Raw genomic sequence first — 17,998 nt, forward strand, 5'->3', positions numbered from 1 at the left:
TAAAAACTTGATGCCGGCTGCCAATAAAATCAGATTTTCAGCTATTTATCATCTTTGTTCGACAGTCGATCAGGTAGTGTCTTTTGAAAAAACACTACATCCAGCCTTTCCCGCGCCGATCAAGGATAGACCATGAGCCTGCCCTCGCTTGTCGAAGTACCGGCAATTCTCCAGTCATTGGTCAGTCGTGCCGAGCAGTCGTTCCGTGCGGCGGTCGCCTGCCTCGACGACGATCATGGGCTGTCGGCCTGGACCCCGCAACGCTGGGAGGCGTTCAGCCGTATTGCCGCCGCCAGCGACTTTGTCATCGAGCAGAGTGTTCGTGACCCGGTGATGCTCCTGGAGCTGGTGCGCAGCGGCGAACTGGACCGCAGCCTGGCACCCGGCGAAATGTGTGCGCAGATCGGCGCTGCCGTCCAGGCCGCCGAAACCGAAGACGAACTGGGCCGCGTCCTGCGTCGCCAACGTACCCGCCAGCAAGTGCGGATCATCTGGCGCGACCTGACCCGCCAGGCCGATCTGGTCCAGACCTGTCGCGACCTCTCGGACATGGCCGACACCTGCATCGACCAGGCTTACCAATGGTTGTACCAGCGCCTCAGCCAGCAGTTCGGCACGCCCACCGGGCGGCGCAGCGGCGAGCCGCAGCAGATGGTCATCCTCGGCATGGGCAAGCTGGGGGCGGTGGAGCTGAACCTGTCGTCGGACATCGACCTGATCTTCGCGTATCCCGAGGGTGGTGAAACCGTAGGCGTCAAGCGGCCGCTGGATAACCAGGAATTTTTCATCCGCGTCGGCCAGCGCCTGATCAAGGCCCTCGACCCGATGACCGTCGACGGCTTCGTGTTCCGCGTCGACATGCGGCTGCGCCCCTACGGCTCGGCCGGTGCGCTGGTGCTGAGCTTCAATGCCCTGGAGCAGTATTACCAGGACCAGGGCCGCGACTGGGAACGCTACGCCATGATCAAGGCGCGGGTGGTGGCTGGCGACCAGGTGGCCGGCGCGCAACTGCTCGACATGCTGCGTCCGTTCGTCTATCGCCGTTACCTGGATTTCTCCGCCATCGAAGCGCTGCGCACCATGAAGCAACTGATCCAGCAGGAGGTGCGGCGCAAGGGCATGGCCGACAACATCAAGCTGGGCTCGGGCGGCATTCGCGAGGTCGAGTTCATTGCCCAGGCGTTCCAGCTGATCCACGGTGGACGCGACTTGAGCTTGCAGCAGCGGCCGCTGCTCAAGGTGTTGAACACCCTGGAGGGCCAGGGTTACCTGCCGGCCAAGGTGATCGATGAGCTGCGCCAGGGCTACGAATTCCTGCGCTATACCGAGCATGCGATCCAGGCCATTGCCGATCGTCAGACCCAGATGCTGCCGGACAGCCCGCAGGATCAGGCGCGCATTGCGTTCATGCTGGGTTTTGCCGACTGGTCGGCCTTTCATGAGCAATTGATGTACTGGCGCGGGCGCGTGGCCTGGCATTTCGGCCAGGTCATCGCCGACCCGGATGAAGAAGAGGGCGGTGAAAGCGAAGTGGTGGTCGGCGGCGAATGGTTGCCGTTGTGGGAAGACAGCCAGAATGAAGAAGTGGCGTGCCGTCAGTTGGAAGAGGGCGGTTTCGTTGATGCGCCCAAAGCCCTCAAGGCCCTGGCCATCCTGCGCGGCAGCCCGCAATTGCGCGCCATGCAGCGCTTGGGGCGCGAACGCCTGGATGCATTCATTCCACGCCTGCTGGCCCAGGCTGTGGAGCATGCCGATCCGGACCTGGTGTTGGAGCGGGTGCTGCCCTTGGTAGAAGCTGTGGCCCGCCGTTCGGCCTACCTGGTCTTATTGACGGAAAACCCCGGGGCCCTGCGGCGCTTGCTGACGCTGTGCGCGGCGAGCCCGTGGATTGCCGAGCAAATCACCCGTTTCCCGCTGCTGCTCGATGAATTGCTCAACGAGGGCCGGCTGTTCAAGCCGCCCCTGGCGCCAGAATTGGCGGCGGAGTTGCGTGAGCGCCTGACGCGCATTCCCGAGGATGATCTGGAGCAGCAAATGGAGGCGTTGCGGCATTTCAAGCTGGCGCACCGTCTGCGGGTGGCGGCGTCGGAAATCGCCGGCAGCCTGCCGTTGATGAAGGTCAGCGATTACCTGACCTGGCTGGCCGAGGCGATTCTCGAACAAGTGCTGGCCCTGGCCTGGCGCCAGACGGCCGCCAAGCACGGCGTGCCGTTGCGCACCGACGGCAGCCTGTGTGATCCGGGCTTCATTATTGTCGGCTATGGGAAAGTCGGCGGCCTGGAATTGGGCCATGGTTCCGACCTGGACCTGGTGTTCATCCACGATGGCGACCCGCAGGCGGAAACCGACGGCCCGAAACCCATCGACGGCGCGCAATTCTTCACCCGGCTTGGCCAGCGGATCATTCACCTGCTGACCGCCCAGACCAACTCCGGGCAGTTGTATGAAGTGGATATGCGCCTGCGACCGTCCGGGGCGTCGGGGTTGCTGGTCAGTTCCCTCGGGGCGTTTGCCCGCTACCAGGAGAACGAAGCCTGGACCTGGGAGCATCAGGCGCTGGTGCGAGCCCGCGTGCTGGTGGGCAGTCAGGACGTGGGCCAGGCCTTCGAGAAGGTCCGCGTCCAGGTGTTGGGACGCAAGCGTGACTTGCCGACGCTGCGCCAGGAAGTCAGCGAGATGCGCGCCAAGATGCGTGACAACCTTGGCAGCAAGGCCACCGCCGCCGGGACCGCGCCGAATGCCTTCGAGGCCGCGGCGCCCTTCGACCTCAAGCAGGATGCCGGAGGTATCGTCGATATTGAATTTATGGTGCAATACGCGGCCCTGGCGTGGTCCGAAGAGCATCCATCGCTGGTGCGCTACACCGATAACATCCGCATCCTGGACGGGTTGCAGGAAGTCGGGTTGATGCCGGCCGAAGACGCGACACTGTTGCGCGAGGCCTACAAAGCCTACCGCTCCGCCGCTCACCGCCAAGCCTTGCAGAAAGATGCCGGGGTGATCGCAGGCGACCAGTTCGTGGCTGAGCGCCGGCAGGTAATGCGGATCTGGCGGGAGCTGGGACTGCGCTGAAGCTTTAAATGTGGGAGCGAGCTTGCTCGCGATAGCGGAGTGTCAGGCGACATTGATGTTGAATGTGCTGGCCCCTTCGCGAGCAGGCTCGCTCCCACAATGGATTGGCGGTGCTGCACGTTGCTGGAAACGTATGCAGGACCCCTGTGGGAGCGAGCTTGCTCGCGAAGGTGGAGTGTCAGGCGACATTGATGTTGGATGTGCTGGCCCCTTCGCGAGCAAGCTCGCTCCCACAATGGATTTGTGGTGTTGCGCAGAGCTTGAAACCTATGCGGGGCCCTGTGGGAGCGAGCCTGCTCGCGAAAGCGGTGGGTCAAGCGGAATTGATGTTGGAGGTGCCGGCCTCTTCGCGAGCAAGCTCGCTCCCACAGTTGATTGGCGGTGTGTTGTAGATTAGGGCAACAGGCAACGACCTAAGCCACAGTGATTCTCGAGGCGGGGAGGCGTAGGCCTCCCCGTATCGTTTTTGGAAAGCACATGAATATTTTGATCGTTGGGCCCAGTTGGGTCGGTGACATGGTGATGGCGCAGACACTGTTCCAGTGTTTGAAACAGCGTCATCCGCAGTGCGAAATCGACGTCCTGGCCCCAGAGTGGAGCCGGCCGATCCTGGAACGTATGCCCGAAGTGCGCAAGGCCTTGAGCTTCCCGCTCGGCCACGGCGCGCTGGAGCTGGCGACCCGTCGGCGCATCGGCAAATCCCTGGCCGGTCAGTACGACCAGGCGATCCTGTTGCCCAACTCGTTGAAGTCGGCGCTGGTGCCGTTCTTCGCCGGCATCCCCAAGCGCACCGGCTGGCGTGGCGAGTTTCGCTACGGCCTGCTCAACGACGTGCGCAAGCTGGACAAAGAACGTTATCCGTTGATGATCGAGCGCTTCATGGCCCTGGCCTACGAACCTGGCTCCGAGTTGCCCAAGCCGTATCCGCGGCCGAGCCTGCGGATCGACCCGGTGACCCGTGACGCGGCGCTGGCCAAGTTCGGCCTGAGCCTGGATCGCCCAGTGCTTGCCCTGTGTCCAGGTGCGGAGTTCGGCGAATCCAAGCGCTGGCCGGCGGAGCACTATGCCCAGGTGGCCGAGGCGAAAATTCGCGAAGGCTGGCAAGTCTGGCTGTTCGGTTCGAAAAAAGATCACCCGGTGGGCGAGGACATCCGCTCGCGGCTGATCCCGGGTCTTCGGGAAGAGTCAGTGAACCTCAGTGGCGACACCTCCCTGGCCGAGGCCATCGACCTGCTGTCCTGCGCCGACTCGGTGGTCTCCAACGACTCGGGCCTGATGCATGTGGCCGCGGCCTTGAATCGTCCATTGGTGGCGGTCTACGGTTCCACCTCGCCAGGCTTCACGCCACCGCTGGCCGACCAGGTCGAAGTCGTGCGCCTGGGCATCGAGTGCAGTCCATGCTTCGATCGTACCTGCCGTTTCGGTCATTACAATTGCCTGCGCCAGCTCATGCCGCCGTCGGTGAACGAGGCCCTGGAGCGTTTGCAGGGCACCCCCGTGGAGGTCCGGTAACTTGCGGGTATTGCTGATCAAGACCTCGTCGCTGGGGGATGTGGTCCACACGTTGCCGGCGCTGACCGACGCGGCGCGGGCGATTCCCGGCATCAAGTTCGACTGGGTGGTGGAAGAAGGCTTTGCCGAAATCCCCACCTGGCACCCGGCCGTGGGCAAGGTCATTCCCGTGGCGATCCGTCGCTGGCGCAAGAACCTTTGGCAAACCATCAAGAGTGGCGAATGGCGACGTTTCAAGCAGAGCGTGCGCGCCGAAAAGTACGACCTGGTGATCGATGCCCAAGGCCTGTTGAAAAGTGCCTGGCTGACCCGCTACGTCAAGGCGCCGGTGGCTGGCCTGGATAGGGATTCTGCGCGTGAGCCCCTCGCGGCGCGCTTCTATTCGCGTCGCCTGGCCGTGGCCCGTGGTCAACATGCGGTCGAGCGGGTGCGTCAATTGTTCGCCTTGGCGCTGGGCTATGACTTACCGAAAACCCAAGGCAGCTATGGCCTCGACATCGACCGACTGGTGGAATTGCCGCGTCCTTACCCTTATGTGGTGTTCCTGCATGGCACGACCTGGGAATCCAAGCATTGGCCCGAGCTTTACTGGCGCCAGCTCACCGAGCGCATGGGCCAGTTCGGCGTGGTCGTCAAACTGCCGTGGGGAAATCCAGCCGAGAAGGCCCGGGCCGAACGCATCGCCAACGGGCTGCGCAACGCCTTGGTACTGCCGAAGCTGAACCTCGGCGGCATGGGCAAGGTGCTTGCCGGGGCCCAGGCTTGCGTGGCCGTGGACACCGGTCTCGGCCATCTGGCCGCGGCCCTGGACGTGCCGACCATTTCCTTGCTCGGCCCGACCAATCCGGTGCTGACCGGCGCCTATGGCAGGGGCCAGATTCACCTCGCCAGTGATTTCCCCTGTGCGCCATGCATGCAGAAACACTGCACTTACCCGCCAACCGCCGAGGATGCCCGGCGGTTTGACCTGAAACGCGAGCAGCCCCTGTGCTTCACGCGTCTGAACCCCGAGCGTGTTGCCAGCCACCTGAGCACGTTATTGGCTGAGGAGCCGCGCTGATGCAATTGGCTTTTGTCCTTTACAAGTATTTCCCCTTCGGTGGCCTGCAGCGTGACTTCATGCGCATCGCCCTGGAGTGCCAGCGACGCGGCCACCAGATCCGCGTCTACACGCTGATCTGGGAGGGTGACGTGCCGCCAGGCTTCGAGGTGCTGGTGGCACCGGTCAAGGCGCTGTTCAATCATCGTCGCAACGAAAAGCTCAGTGCGTGGATGGAGGCCGACCTGGCCACGCGCCCGGTGGACCGGTTGATCGGCTTCAACAAAATGCCCGGCCTGGACGTGTACTACGCCGCCGACGGCTGCTTCGAAGACAAGGCCCAGAACCTGCGCAATTCGCTGTACCGGCGCTGGGGCCGCTACCGGCATTTCGCCGAGTATGAGCGGGCCGTGTTCGCCAAGGATGCCAAGACCGAAGTCCTGATGATCTCCGAAGTCCAGCAGCCGTTGTTCATCAAGCACTACGGCACCCCGCTGGAACGTTTCCACCTGCTGCCGCCGGGCATCGCCCAGGACCGTCGCCGGCCCGCCGACGCCGACGAGATCCGCGCCGCGTTCCGGGCCGAATTCGAGCTGGCCGACGACGACCTGCTGCTGGTGCAGATCGGCTCCGGGTTCAAGACCAAGGGTGTGGATCGCAGCCTCAAGGCCCTGGCCGCGTTGCCAGCCGAGCTGAGAAAACGCACCCGGCTGTTTGTAATTGGCCAGGACGACCCCAAAGTATTCCAACTGCAAAGCGCCGCGCTGGGCCTGGGCGACAATGTGCGGTTCCTCAAGGGCCGCAGCGATATCCCGCGTTTCCTGCTGGGCGCCGACCTGTTGATCCACCCGGCGTACAACGAGAACACCGGCACCGTATTGCTCGAAGCACTGGTGGCCGGGTTGCCGGTGCTGGTCAGCGCGGTGTGTGGGTACGCCCATTACATCGCCGAGGCCGACAGTGGCCTGGTGTTGGATGAGCCGTTCGAACAAGCCCAGCTCACCGACTACCTGGGGCGCATGTTGAACGACGCCCAGGCACGGGCGGCCTGGAGCCGCAACGGTCTGGCCTTCGCCGAGACGGCCGACCTCTACAGCATGCCGCAGCACGCGGCGGATGTGATATTGGCGGAGCACGCGCAATGAAGCTGATGCTGGCCGAACCGTTCAAGAGCCTTTGGGCCGGGCGCGATGCGTTCGCCGAAGTCGAAGCGCTCAAGGGCGAGGTCTATCGCGAACTGGAGGCCCGGCGCACCTTGCGCACGGAGGTGGACGGTCGCGGTTTTTTCGTGAAGATCCACCGCGGAATCGGTTGGGGCGAGATCTTCAAGAACCTGTTCACCGCCAAGCTGCCGGTACTCGGCGCAGGGCAGGAGTGGAAGGCGATCCAGCGCCTGCAGGAAGCGGGTGTGCCGACCATGACGGCGGTCGCCTACGGCGAGAAGGGCAGCAACCCGGCGGACCAGCACTCGTTCATCGTCACCGAAGAGCTGGCGCCGACCGTCAGCCTCGAAGACTTCAGCATCGACTGGGTCAAGCAGCCGCCGCAGCCGACGCTCAAGCGAGCGCTGATCGCCGAAGTGGCGCGCATGACCGGCATGATGCACCGCGCCGGGGTCAATCATCGTGACTGCTACATCTGCCACTTCCTCCTGCACACCGACAAACCGGTGACGCCTGGGGATTTCAAGCTCTCGGTGATCGACTTGCACCGCGCCCAGACCCGTCCTGCCATCACCACTCGCTGGCGTAACAAGGACCTGGCGGCGCTGTATTTTTCGGCACTGGACATCGGCCTGACCCGCCGCGACAAGCTGCGTTTTCTCAAAGGCTATTTCCAACAGCCGCTGCGTCGAATCCTCGCCGAAGAGGCTTCGCTGCTGGCCTGGCTCGAAGGCAAGGCCAACAAACTGTATGCCCGCAAGCAGCGGTACGGGGACGCGCTCTGATGTCGGGTTGGAATCTGGAACCGGCATATGCCGAGTTGGCAGAGGATTTTGGCAGCCTCGAAGCGGTGTTCGCATTGCAAGGAGAGCGCTTGACCCGCGACCCGTTGTCCGAGGTGATCCGGGTACAGCGCAACGGCGTGAATTATTACGTCAAGCGCTACGTCGGGGCCGGCAAAGGCTTGCGGCGCTACCTGGGCAAGCCACGGGTCAAGTCCGAATGGCAGAACCTCAAGCGCTTCGCCAAATGGGGCATCCCCACCGCTGAAGTCGTGGGCTGGGGCTTGGAGCGAAACGGCGCGACCTATGCCCGTGGGGCGCTGATCACCCGCGAACTGCCGCATACCGAAGACCTCTCGGCCCTCGCCGAGCGTCAAGATCCGAGGCTGGCGGACCGTGCCTGGGTCGATAACGTCAGCCGGCAACTGGCCGGTTATACGCGAACCATGCACGACCACCGCTTCACCCATAACGATCTCAAGTGGCGCAACCTGCTCATCGACGACCGTTCGCAGCTGTTTCTGATCGACTGCCCGAACGGCGATTTCTGGCGCGGTTTCTGGCTCAAGTACCGTATTACCAAGGACTTGGCGTGCCTGGATAAAGTGGCCAAATACCATTTGTCGGCCACGCAGCGCCTGCGTTTTTACCTGCAATACCGCCAGCGTGACCGGCTCGATGCGTGCGACAAGAAGCGCATCCGCCACGTGGTGAGATTTTTCGAGGGGCGCGAATGACTGATTTTTTGGCCGCTGAAGACCGGGCGTTGTTGCAACGTCATGGCCTGGACAGCTTTGAGGCCTTGTGGACGCGGCAACTGGACGCGGTGGACGAACCCAACACCTCGGGCGATGGCTGGAGCAGCGTGTTCCGGCTGGAGCTGGAAGGGCAGGGTTATTACCTCAAGCGCCAGAGCAATTACCTCACCCGGACCTGGTCCCACCCGTTTGGCGAACCGAGCTTTTCCCGGGAATTTCGCAATATCAGCCGTTATCGGCAGTTGCACATTCCCGCGCTGCAAGCGGTGTTCTATGGTCAGCGCAAAGTGAACGGCGAGGCACGGGCGGTCCTGCTGACGCGTGCGCTGGACGGCTGGGATGATCTTGATTCACTGCTGCAGCGCTGGTCGACGCTGAGTGCCGGACAACGTACAGGCATCCTTCAAGCCTGTGGTCACTTGGCGCGTCGCCTGCACAATGCCCATCAAATGCATGGCTGTTTCTATCCCAAGCATATTTTCCTGCAGGCCATCGACGGCAGCTACCAGGCACAGCTGATTGACCTGGAGAAAACCCGGCCGCTGTTGTTCGGCCAACGTGACCGGGTCAAGGACCTCGAGCCGCTGTTGCGACGGGCAGGCGCCTGGAAGAGCGACGATGTGCGCCAATTGCTGTCTGTTTATCTAGAGCAGCCGCTCGACAGCGCTCTGGTCGACAGCTGGATGACCCGGCTGGCCGCCCGACGTAGCGACAAGGAGGCTCGTTGATGCTTTTGTCCGAACTGAAAAATGCCGGTCGCAATCCTGGCCTGCCCCTGAGCCTGGAGCTGGCGGACGCCGCCGGCCCGGCGCAGTTGCAGTTGTTGACGCTACTGCGGGTTTTGCCAGGGCAGCGCTACGTGGGCGCCGGCATATGGCGAGGCCGTCCGGTGTTGGCCAAGTTGCTGGTGGGCAGCAAGGCACCCCGACATTTCCAGCGTGAGCTTCAAGGCGTTCGCCTGCTGGCGGAGCAGGGGCTGACGACGCCGTTGCTACTGGCCGATGGCTTGAAGGAAGGCGAAGGTGGCTGGTTGCTGTTCGAGCTGCTGGAAGATGCCGAGAGTCTTGGTGACGCCTGGAAGCAGGTCGAACATCTGCCGATACTGGCGGATGAACAAACGGCGGTGCTGGCCGAGGCCTTGGACGCGATAGCGCGGCTGCACAGCAAAGGCCTGTGGCAGGAAGACCTGCACCTGGACAATTTGTTGCGCCACGGCGGCAAGCTTTATCTCATCGATGGCGCCGGCATCCGCGCCGAATCCCCCGGCCAGCCATTGTCGCGGCAGAAGGTGCTGGAGAATCTGGGCGTGTTTTTCGCCCAGCTTCCCAAATCCATCGAGCCGTTCAACGAAGAGTTGCTGGTGTATTACTTGCTGGGCAACGCTGAACACGCGCTGCCCATGGAAGCCCTGCAAAAGCAGATCGACAAGGTGCACGCCTGGCGGCTGAAAGACTTTCTTGAAAAAGTCGGGCGCGAGTGCAGCCTCTTCAGCGTGCAGCGTGGGCCGTTCGGGTTGCGGGCGATCGGCCGCGATGAAGAGGCCGCGATGACGCCCGTGCTCGAGCAGGCCGATGCATTGCTCGACCAAGGCCACCTGTACAAGACCGGCGGCGCGGCGAGTGTCGGAAAAGTGGTTGCGAACGGCCGCACACTGATCGTCAAGCGCTACAACATCAAGGGATTCGCCCATTGGCTCAAGCGCTTCTGGCGTCCGAGCCGTGCCTGGCATGCCTGGCGCGAAGGCCATCGCCTGGCCTTCCTCGGCATTGCCACGCCCAAGCCGCTGGCGCTGCTGGAAAAGCGTTTCCTGTGGCTGCGTCGTGGCGCCTATCTGGTCACTGAGCACCTGCCTGGCCCAGATATCATCGAGCGCTTCGCCCCTTACGTGGAGAGCGGCGAAGCCCCCGAGACTGAGCTGCTGGCGCTGGATCGCTTGTTCGCCGACCTCATTCGCGAGCGCATCAGCCACGGTGATTTCAAAGGGCATAACCTGTTCTGGCAAGACGACCGCTGGGCGCTGATCGACCTGGACTCCATGTGCCAGCACCGTAGCCAGGCCAGCTTCGCCCCGGCCTACGCCCGGGATCGGGCGCGGTTCATGCGCAATTGGCCGCAGGACAGTGCGTTGTATCGGGTGATCGATCAGCGGTTGCCCAAAACGGTCAATAGCGCTTCGTCCGCCCTATGAACCACAGATAAAGACCCTTTAGCTCACTTGAGGTCGCCGATGCCCCTGTGGCGAGGGAGCTTGCTCCCGCTGGGCTGCGCAGCGGCCCCAAAAGGCCGGCGCATTCCTACAGGAAAACCGCATCAACCGGTTTACGACGGCTGCGCCGCCGAGCGGGAGCAAGCTCCCTCGCCACAGGTGCGATGCGCTGCCCTGCAAACAGCGCCAAGCAATCGTCTGCTGCACGTTCGCCACTCACCGCTAGAGGCTTAAGGCCGCTTTTAAGCTATAATCCCGCCCTTTAGCTGCCCCGCACCCTTGTTGCGCGGCACATCCATTTTTCGCGGCGCTTGTCGCCCGTATGCAGACATAAGAGGCTAGACCCTGTGGCATTGACGATTCTTGGCCTGTCCGGCGCCCTTAGCCATGATCCTTCCGCAGCGCTGTACATTGACGGCAAGCTGATCGCGGCGGCCGAGGAAGAGCGCTTCGTACGCGATAAACATGCAAAGAACCGCATGCCCTACGAGTCGGCGAAGTTCTGTCTGGAGCAGGCCGGCATCAAGCCTTCCGACGTTGATGTGGTGGCGATCCCCTTCGCCCCCATCAGCCTGTTCGGCGAAGCGCGCTGGCACTACGCCAAGCGTTACTGGTACGCCCCGGACCGCGCCCTCGACGCGATCCTGATGGGCAACCGTCGCTACAAGCGTTATCGCCGCAAGATTGTCTGGTGCCTGGAACAACTGGGCTTCGATCCGAAAAAGATCAAGATCGAACCGGTCGAGCACCACTTGGCCCACGCTTCCAGCGCCTACCACTGCTCGGGTTTCCAGGAAAAAACCGCGATCCTGGGCATCGACGGCAAGGGTGAGTACGCCACGACCTTCTTCGGCTATGGCGAAAACGGCAAGATCCACAAGATCAAGGAATTCTTCGACCCGGACTCCCTGGGTGGCCTGTACGGCGCGATCACCGAGTTCCTCGGTTTTGAAATGCTCGATGGCGAATTCAAGGTCATGGGCATGGCGCCCTACGGCGATGCCAGCAAGTACGATTTCTCGCGCCTGGCCTCGTTCGAAAATGGCGAATTGGTGATCAACACCGACTACGCCAACGTAATCGGCCTGCGCCGTTATAAAGAGAAGGGCAAGGGCTTCTACTTCTCGCCGAAACTGATCGAGTGGCTCGGTCCGAAACGTGAAGGCGATATCGCCGACGAACCGTACATCCACTACGCGGCGAGCATGCAGGCACTGTTCGAGAAGCTCGCACTGCAGATGATCGACCACTACCTGGGTGACGTGCTAAAGGAAACCGGCAAGCTGGCCTTCGCCGGTGGCTGTGCGCTGAACGTCAAGCTGAACCAGAAGATCATCGCCCGTGACGACGTCAAGGAGCTGTTCGTGCAACCGGCTTCCGGCGACGCCGGTACGGCGGTGGGGGCAGCGGCGTATGTGTCCCACGCCCGTGGCGTGCCGGTGGAGAAGATGGAGCACGTCTACCTCGGTCCCGCCTACAGCAACGAAGATGTGATCGCCGCGTGCGCCCGCCATCCGAGCAAGCCTGAGTGGCGCAAAATCGACAACACCCCGGAGCGCATCGCCAAGATCATGGTCGACGGCAACCCCGTGGCCTGGTTCCAGGGCCGCATGGAGTTTGGCCCGCGTGCCTTGGGCGGTCGCTCGATCATCGGCTGCCCAAGCGCCAGTGGCGTGGCCGATCGGATCAACGAACAGATCAAGTTCCGCGAGCGCTGGAGGCCGTTCTGTCCGTCGATGCTCGACACCGTTGCGCCGCAGATGATCAAGGTCGACCACCCGGCCCCTTTCATGACCTTCACCTTCGAAGTGGCCGAGGAATGGAAAACCCGCGTGCCGGAAGTCGTCCATGAAGACGGCACCTCCCGCGCCCAGGTGCTCAAGCGCGAATACAACCCGCGCTACTACGACATGATGAAGGCCCTGGAAGTCCTGACCGGCAACGGCGTGTCGCTGAACACCTCGCTCAATCGTCGTGGCGAGCCGATGATCTGCTCGCCGACCGACGCGCTGAACATGTTCTTCGGTTCCGACCTGCAGTACCTGATCATGGAAGACATTCTGGTGGTCAAGGACGGTGTGGACGCTTATGACTGAGGTGCTGGTCAGTGTCATCATTCCGGCCTACAACTACGCCGAGACCTTGCCTCGTGCGGTGAATTCAGTCATCGCGCAGTTGAGCGAAGCCCAGGCTGAGTTGTTGGTCATCGACGATGGTTCCACCGATGCAACGCCCCAGGTCCTGGAGCAATTGCAGGCCGAACATGCCGGGGGCTTCCGAGCCCTGCGCAAGCCCAACGGTGGTCTGTCGTCGGTCCGCAACCGCGGGATTGAGGAGGCTCGGGGGCAATACCTGATCTTCCTCGACGCCGATGATGAGATGGCGCCCGGTGCCCTTGCCGCGGTGACCCAGCATATAACCAGTCATCCCGAGACTCGCCTGGTTATCGGCGGCCACTGGTCGGTGTTTGCGGACGGACGTCGCGTCGAGCATGAAGTAAAACCACTACCGGCCACGCCGCGTGGGCGTGTTCGGGGTTATCTGCTGGACAAGACGGTGACGCTGTCCAACGGTGCCTGTGCAATGCATCGCGAAGTATTCGGGCCGGGCAACTACCCAGAGCATCTGCGCAACGTCGAAGATATCCCGGTGTTTGCCCAGGTGCTGGCGCGTTTTCCGTGCACCGTACTCCAAAAGCCGTTGGCGCTGATCCACAAGCATGGCGACAGCATGCGCCATGACCTCAGGCAGAGCCTGGCGGCGGGCGTGGGCATGGTGGACGAAGTGTTTTCCCCGGTACGCATGCCGCAGGAACTGCAGGACCTGCGCCAAGCCTTCATGGCCCAGCGATGCCTGTCGTTGTTCCGCGATTGCTACAGTGCCGGCGACTATGCCAATGCCAAGGTTTTTTATGCCCAGGCCATTCGTACCGATCTTCGGTCTATCACGCGCTGGTCCTACACGCGCAAGGCCATCCGGTTGTTGTTCAAGTGAGCGCCTCGAGGTCTGATGACAATAGGTTTCAGGCCGACGGAAGCTGGGCCCGAAAGGCGCGTGAACTGGACCGCTATCGCTGGAAAGTGCTGCGCGAGCGTCACGGTCGCCTTGGCAGTCTGTTGCGACTGGCTCGTGATGTGCTGGTGGATATCGCGACTGGACTGCGCGCCAAGGCGTGCCTGAAGCGATCAACAGGCGCGGCACCCTGCCAAGTGCTGCTGTTGCATTCGGCACCGAAGTCCATGGCACTGCAGCGCAAGAACGTGCTGATCGATGCCCTGCGCAAGCGCGGCCATCAACTGACGGAGGCCGCGCTGCGCGCTCCTGCCGACGCGTGCGCCCAGCGCATGCTCGTGGCGCCGCCACAGGCCGTACCCCTGCGTTACCTGGTCTATGCCGCCCACGCTCAATGGCTGGTGGAGACCTATCAACCCAAAGTCTTGATCAACGAACGCAATGGCAGCCTCCACGCGCCGTTCCTGCGCCTGGCGTTGGCCGCGCGGGGTGCCCGGTTGCTGCACCTGGCCCATGCCACGACGTTGGAGTCATCCCGCCGGCTGGGCATGAACGACTACGATTATTACGGCGTCTTCGGGCGCAGTTCGCTGGAAGCCTTGCAAGAGCGTCGACTGCGGTTCGGTGAGTCGACAGTGGTGCTGGTCGGTTCCTACCTTGTCGATGAAAGCTATGACCTGCCCGTCGCTGATCCCTGCATCAAGACGTTGTTGGTCTTGGGGGTAGGGCCTGATCGAGAAAAAGAGTCCGGTTATGAGGATACCTATCGGCTGCTGCGCGATTGGGCCGGGCGCAATCCGCATTATCGCCTGCTATTCAAGCGCCACCCGCGCAGCAAGGCGCAATTCTGGATCGACGCGGCGACGCGATTCGCCAACATTGAGCTGCTGGATATCGACTGCTCGCTGGCACAGGCGCTTGCCCAGGCCAGCGTCGTCGTCAATATCATGTCCAATGCCGGCATCGAGGCGGGGCTGGCAGGCCGGCCGGTGATACATGTGAATGCTGGCAACGATGTGGATATTTTTTCCCACGCGTTGTTCTTTGGGCCGCAAGTGCGCGACGAGCAGGCTTTTTCCCAGCAGTTGCAGGCGCTAGAGCGCGATTATTCGGATTGCGTGGTCAAGGCCCGCGGCTTCGCCGATTATCACTTGGTACACGGTTCCAAGGGGTTGGCGAAAACCGTCGAGCTGGTCGATGACTTGTTGCGCGACAGGGATCCCGCGCAGGACTTCGAATTAGCCAGGCTGCCCGCCGCCGGCTGATTGGCGATTCAGATACCGAGCGCGAGCCTCAGCTCCCGTTCGTTGCAGGTTTGCTGATGGCTGAGGTAGTGCTCCAGGAATCGATTGTCCCTGAGCAGCCATTCGCGATCCTGGCGGTAGCGCAACATGTGTTTGAAGTTGCGCAGGCGCAGCCCTTTGCGCAGCGGCTTGCCATAGGCCCTCAGGTCGGCGACGTCGATCAGCCCCAGCGTGTCTTCAGGTGTCAGCACGACGTTGCCCAGGTGCGCGGAGCGAAAATAGACGCCCTTCTGGTGCAGGCCAGCCATGAACTCACCGAGTCGTGCCTGAAGGTCGGCAGGGGCATCCCCGTCCAGCAATTGCCGAAGGGTGCGACCAGGCAGCGGGTCGTAATGGACCGCGTCACGCTCGATGGAGGGAATGCGAAAGACCTGGCGAACCCGCGGACACTCAATGCCGCGCTCATGCAAGGCCTGGCAGTTGTCGGCAAAGCGCCTGGCATACGGCGACCATAGCGCGGAGGTCAGCAGACGCTTGCGCCGGAACAGCTTGAGTATCGAGCCATCGGCCAGGCGCAGCACTTTATCCCCTTGGCGATCGGCTTCGAGGACATCGGCACCTTCGCGCAGGTCGAGGTAAACAGTAGGATCAAGCGTTTGCATCAAGGCTCCAAGGCTTGGCCCGATGGGAGGGGCAGCCGGGTATGTTAGCGCAGTGTGCAGGCGGCAAAAACCGCTGTGGTATAGTCGCGTCAATTTTCACCGGGGCGTTCGCCTTGTTCACGGCTCGCCTGGCGCCGTCTTTCTGGATATTCCATGACGAAAACGCTGTTCATTTCCCTGGCCAAGCACCAGGGTCTTTATTTCAACCGCTTGCTCAACGAAACCGAGCTGCAAGGTAAAGTCGTTTCTCCTCAACACATGCCCTGGCCAAGGTCTTTACGAATCTCCAGGATTGTTTCGCGCATCGATTGGCCGAGCCTGATCGAAGAGAAATGCGAGGAGCGTCGGGTCAAGAAAAAAAACAATGGCGCGCTGTATCGCCTGCTGCTACGCCTCGAACTCCTGTGGATGGCGCTGCGCGCCCAGGCCTTGCTTGACCGGGAGCGCCCCGATGCGTTGGCGTTCTGGAACGGCGCCCATCGTTACTGCCGGTTGCTGGCGGCACTGGCGCCGGCCGGTTGCAAGACCTTCTTCTTCGAAAACGGCCTGTTGCCCGACACCACTACGGTGGATCCGCGCGGCGTGAACTACCTGAACGCGGTTCCGCGCGACGCAAGTTTCTACCTCGATTACCCGCATCCAGTGCCGGAAAGCCAAGCTGCGCCGGTGTTGATCCCTCGTGCGCCACGCAGCGCCGGACCGGCCCCGATCATGCTGCCCGCGCAGTTCGTCTTCATTCCGTTCCAGGATGATCGCGACAGTCAGGTCCGCCTGTTTTCCCCCTGGATCAGGAACATGCGCGATATGTTTGCCTTAGGCGAGCGACTCGCTGAGGAGACAGGCATGACGGTGGTGTTCAAGGAGCACCCGTCCAGCCGCGAGAGCTACCCCGAGCTGCACGAGCGCACCCATGAACGCCTGCTCTTCGCCAACGGCAATGCCACGCAACAGTTGATCGAGGCCAGTCAGTTCGTGATCACGGTCAATTCGACCGTGGGGCTGGAAAGCCTGCTGCTGGGCAAGCCCGTGCTCACGCTTGGCCAAGCCTTTTTCAATGTGGAAGGGCTGGTGATGCATGCTGATAATGCCGACCAGGTCATGGCGCTGGCCCGTGGATTCCCGCAATGGCCGCTCGATGAGCGCTTGAGGCGCAACTTCCTTCATTATCTTTCCGAGAGCTATTGCATCAAGGGCAGCTGGAAAAATGCCGATCAGGCTCAATTGCAACGGGTCGCCGATCGGATTCTGAGCAGAACCTGAATGTTGAAAACTATAAAAAGACTTATCGACCAGGATGTCCTGGTGGCATGGGCATCCATTGGCTTTCTGGTTCTTCTATGTGGTGCTTGGGTACTGCCGGAAAACAAGCTTTATCACCAGTTGTTGATTTTCCTGCTGTGGCTGCCTGCCTTGCTGGCGTTGTTCCGTCGGGATTTTCGGTTGTTGTTCAAGCAACCCGAGTGCGTGTTCTACGCATTGTTCATGGCCTGGACGTTGCTGGTGCTTTGGATCGAGGGAGGAGAGAACGTCCTCGGCAAGGTCAAGGTTACGATCTATGTGACACTGACGCTGTCTGGCATATTGCTGGCGGCACAGAACCGTGCATGGCGGTTCGAGTCGATGTTGCTGTATGCATCGATTGTGGGCGGTGTTTTTGCTTTGGCCTCTTGGGTCTATTTCTACCCGTTCAGCGCCCGGCCTTTCAGCGCGCGAGTACTTGCCATCGGTTTGTGGGACACCGCCATCCCTGCCGCGCATGCGGTGGGCGCCCTTGCGATCATCGGCACATTCATGTTGCAGACCAAACGTTTCAGCCCTTGGGTGATGACGCTTCTGATCATTCCTGCCTTGGGGTACGCGGTATTTTTGGGCTTCAACCAGACCCGTGGTGTATGGATCGGCCTGCTGGCCGGTCTGTTGATGGCGGGCGTGGCGCGACCGTCGCGACTGACCGCAGCATTGATCGCTCCGGTGATTGCCGCGATCGCATTGATCGCTGTATTCGCGCCGGAAATCTTTCTGCAGCGTGGTGTGTCCTACCGTCCAGAGCTATGGGGCGCTGGCATTCGATTGATGTTGGAGCATTGGGCAACAGGGCTGGGTTTCCATGAATATCTCATTCCTGTCGCCGAAATCCGGCGACCCTTCAAGCATCCCCATAACCTTTTCCTGGATACCGGTGTACGTCTCGGTGTGCCTGGCCTGATGTTGTATGGCTTGCTATGGCTGGCTGCGGGCTGGCGTGGTTGGATTTCGCGTGCGCAACCGCTGGGTCAGGTGCTGCTGATACTGTGGGTCTTCTCCGGCGTGTCATTGCTGACAGATGGCATTGGCCTATGGCTCAAGCCCAACGCGGACTGGCTGATTACTTGGCTGCCCATTGCGCTGAGCATAGTATTGGCGGCTCGGGGTAACCCCGACATCAAGGTTTCCAATAGGAGTGCTCCTGCCTCCTGACCATGCGGCCGTGCCGTGAGGAGCCCTCCTGACGGCACTCCCACTCCTTCGTCCTGGCTGGACCAATGTTGCAATTGGTTCGCTGTTACAA

14 protein-coding genes are annotated in these 17,998 nt (G+C 61.8%); 13 read left to right on the top strand and 1 reads right to left on the bottom strand.

All coding sequences use genetic code 11. The annotated features are described in order from the left end of the window. Nucleotides 1-132: 132 nt before the first annotated feature. The 11 genes from glnE (at nt 133) to J3P85_RS02200 (ending at nt 14,809) form a co-directional block, all read left to right on the top strand. Complete coding sequence (gene glnE, locus J3P85_RS02150) at nt 133-3,072, top strand: bifunctional [glutamate--ammonia ligase]-adenylyl-L-tyrosine phosphorylase/[glutamate--ammonia-ligase] adenylyltransferase (protein ID WP_434704743.1); 2,940 nt, start codon at nt 133-135, stop codon at nt 3,070-3,072. A gap of 477 nt (nt 3,073-3,549) precedes the next feature. Next, on the top strand, nt 3,550-4,584 hold the full coding sequence (gene waaF, locus J3P85_RS02155) for a lipopolysaccharide heptosyltransferase II (RefSeq protein WP_186708080.1): 1,035 nt from the start codon (nt 3,550-3,552) through the stop codon (nt 4,582-4,584). 1 nt (nt 4,585) lies between these two features. Continuing rightward, the gene (gene waaC / locus J3P85_RS02160) at nt 4,586-5,644 is read left to right on the top strand and encodes a lipopolysaccharide heptosyltransferase I (protein WP_434704744.1); all 1,059 of its coding nucleotides are present in this window, start codon (nt 4,586-4,588) and stop codon (nt 5,642-5,644) included. Further along, nucleotides 5,644-6,768: a glycosyltransferase family 4 protein gene (locus J3P85_RS02165; RefSeq protein ID WP_434704745.1), complete on the top strand. Its 1,125-nt coding sequence runs from the start codon at nt 5,644-5,646 to the stop codon at nt 6,766-6,768. The genes waaC and J3P85_RS02165 overlap by 1 nt, the downstream gene beginning before the upstream one ends. After that, nucleotides 6,765-7,571 carry a lipopolysaccharide core heptose(I) kinase RfaP gene (gene rfaP, locus J3P85_RS02170; RefSeq protein WP_186708074.1) on the top strand — a complete coding sequence of 269 codons (807 nt, stop codon included), beginning with the start codon at nt 6,765-6,767 and terminating at the stop codon, nt 7,569-7,571. Before J3P85_RS02165 ends, rfaP begins: the two co-directional genes overlap by 4 nt. Next, nucleotides 7,571-8,305 (top strand): lipopolysaccharide kinase InaA family protein, encoded by a 735-nt coding sequence (locus J3P85_RS02175; protein WP_186708072.1) that lies wholly within the window; start codon nt 7,571-7,573, stop codon nt 8,303-8,305. The genes rfaP and J3P85_RS02175 overlap by 1 nt, the downstream gene beginning before the upstream one ends. Next, nucleotides 8,302-9,054, top strand: a complete 753-nt coding sequence (locus J3P85_RS02180; protein ID WP_186708069.1) for a lipopolysaccharide kinase InaA family protein — start codon at nt 8,302-8,304, stop codon at nt 9,052-9,054. Before J3P85_RS02175 ends, J3P85_RS02180 begins: the two co-directional genes overlap by 4 nt. After that, nucleotides 9,054-10,514: a lipopolysaccharide kinase InaA family protein gene (locus tag J3P85_RS02185; protein WP_434704746.1), complete on the top strand. Its 1,461-nt coding sequence runs from the start codon at nt 9,054-9,056 to the stop codon at nt 10,512-10,514. Before J3P85_RS02180 ends, J3P85_RS02185 begins: the two co-directional genes overlap by 1 nt. A gap of 365 nt (nt 10,515-10,879) precedes the next feature. Then, complete coding sequence (locus J3P85_RS02190) at nt 10,880-12,628, top strand: carbamoyltransferase C-terminal domain-containing protein (protein WP_186708065.1); 1,749 nt, start codon at nt 10,880-10,882, stop codon at nt 12,626-12,628. Then, nucleotides 12,621-13,526, top strand: coding sequence for a glycosyltransferase family 2 protein (locus J3P85_RS02195; protein ID WP_434704747.1), 906 nt, complete (start codon nt 12,621-12,623; stop codon nt 13,524-13,526). Before J3P85_RS02190 ends, J3P85_RS02195 begins: the two co-directional genes overlap by 8 nt. Further along, a complete protein-coding gene (locus tag J3P85_RS02200; protein ID WP_434704748.1) occupies nt 13,523-14,809 on the top strand; it encodes a capsule biosynthesis protein in 1,287 nt (428 codons plus the stop codon). Before J3P85_RS02195 ends, J3P85_RS02200 begins: the two co-directional genes overlap by 4 nt. Before the next feature lie 8 nt (nt 14,810-14,817). Here the strand turns inward: J3P85_RS02200 and J3P85_RS02205 are convergent, their stop codons facing one another. Continuing rightward, nucleotides 14,818-15,450, bottom strand: coding sequence for a toluene tolerance protein (locus J3P85_RS02205; protein ID WP_434704749.1), 633 nt, complete (start codon nt 15,448-15,450; stop codon nt 14,818-14,820). 153 nt (nt 15,451-15,603) lie between these two features. On the opposite strand from J3P85_RS02205, the gene J3P85_RS02210 reads away from it, so the two are divergent. Beyond that, nucleotides 15,604-16,710, top strand: a complete 1,107-nt coding sequence (locus J3P85_RS02210) for a capsular polysaccharide export protein, LipB/KpsS family (protein ID WP_434704750.1) — start codon at nt 15,604-15,606, stop codon at nt 16,708-16,710. A 3-nt stretch (nt 16,711-16,713) separates the two neighbouring features. Then, the gene (locus tag J3P85_RS02215; protein WP_434704751.1) at nt 16,714-17,907 is read left to right on the top strand and encodes an O-antigen ligase family protein; all 1,194 of its coding nucleotides are present in this window, start codon (nt 16,714-16,716) and stop codon (nt 17,905-17,907) included. Nucleotides 17,908-17,998: the final 91 nt, after the last annotated feature.

It is taken from the genome of Pseudomonas sp. Z1-12 (assembly GCF_051132015.1).
GTDB classification, from domain to species: Bacteria; Pseudomonadota; Gammaproteobacteria; order Pseudomonadales; family Pseudomonadaceae; genus Aquipseudomonas; species Aquipseudomonas zanjanensis.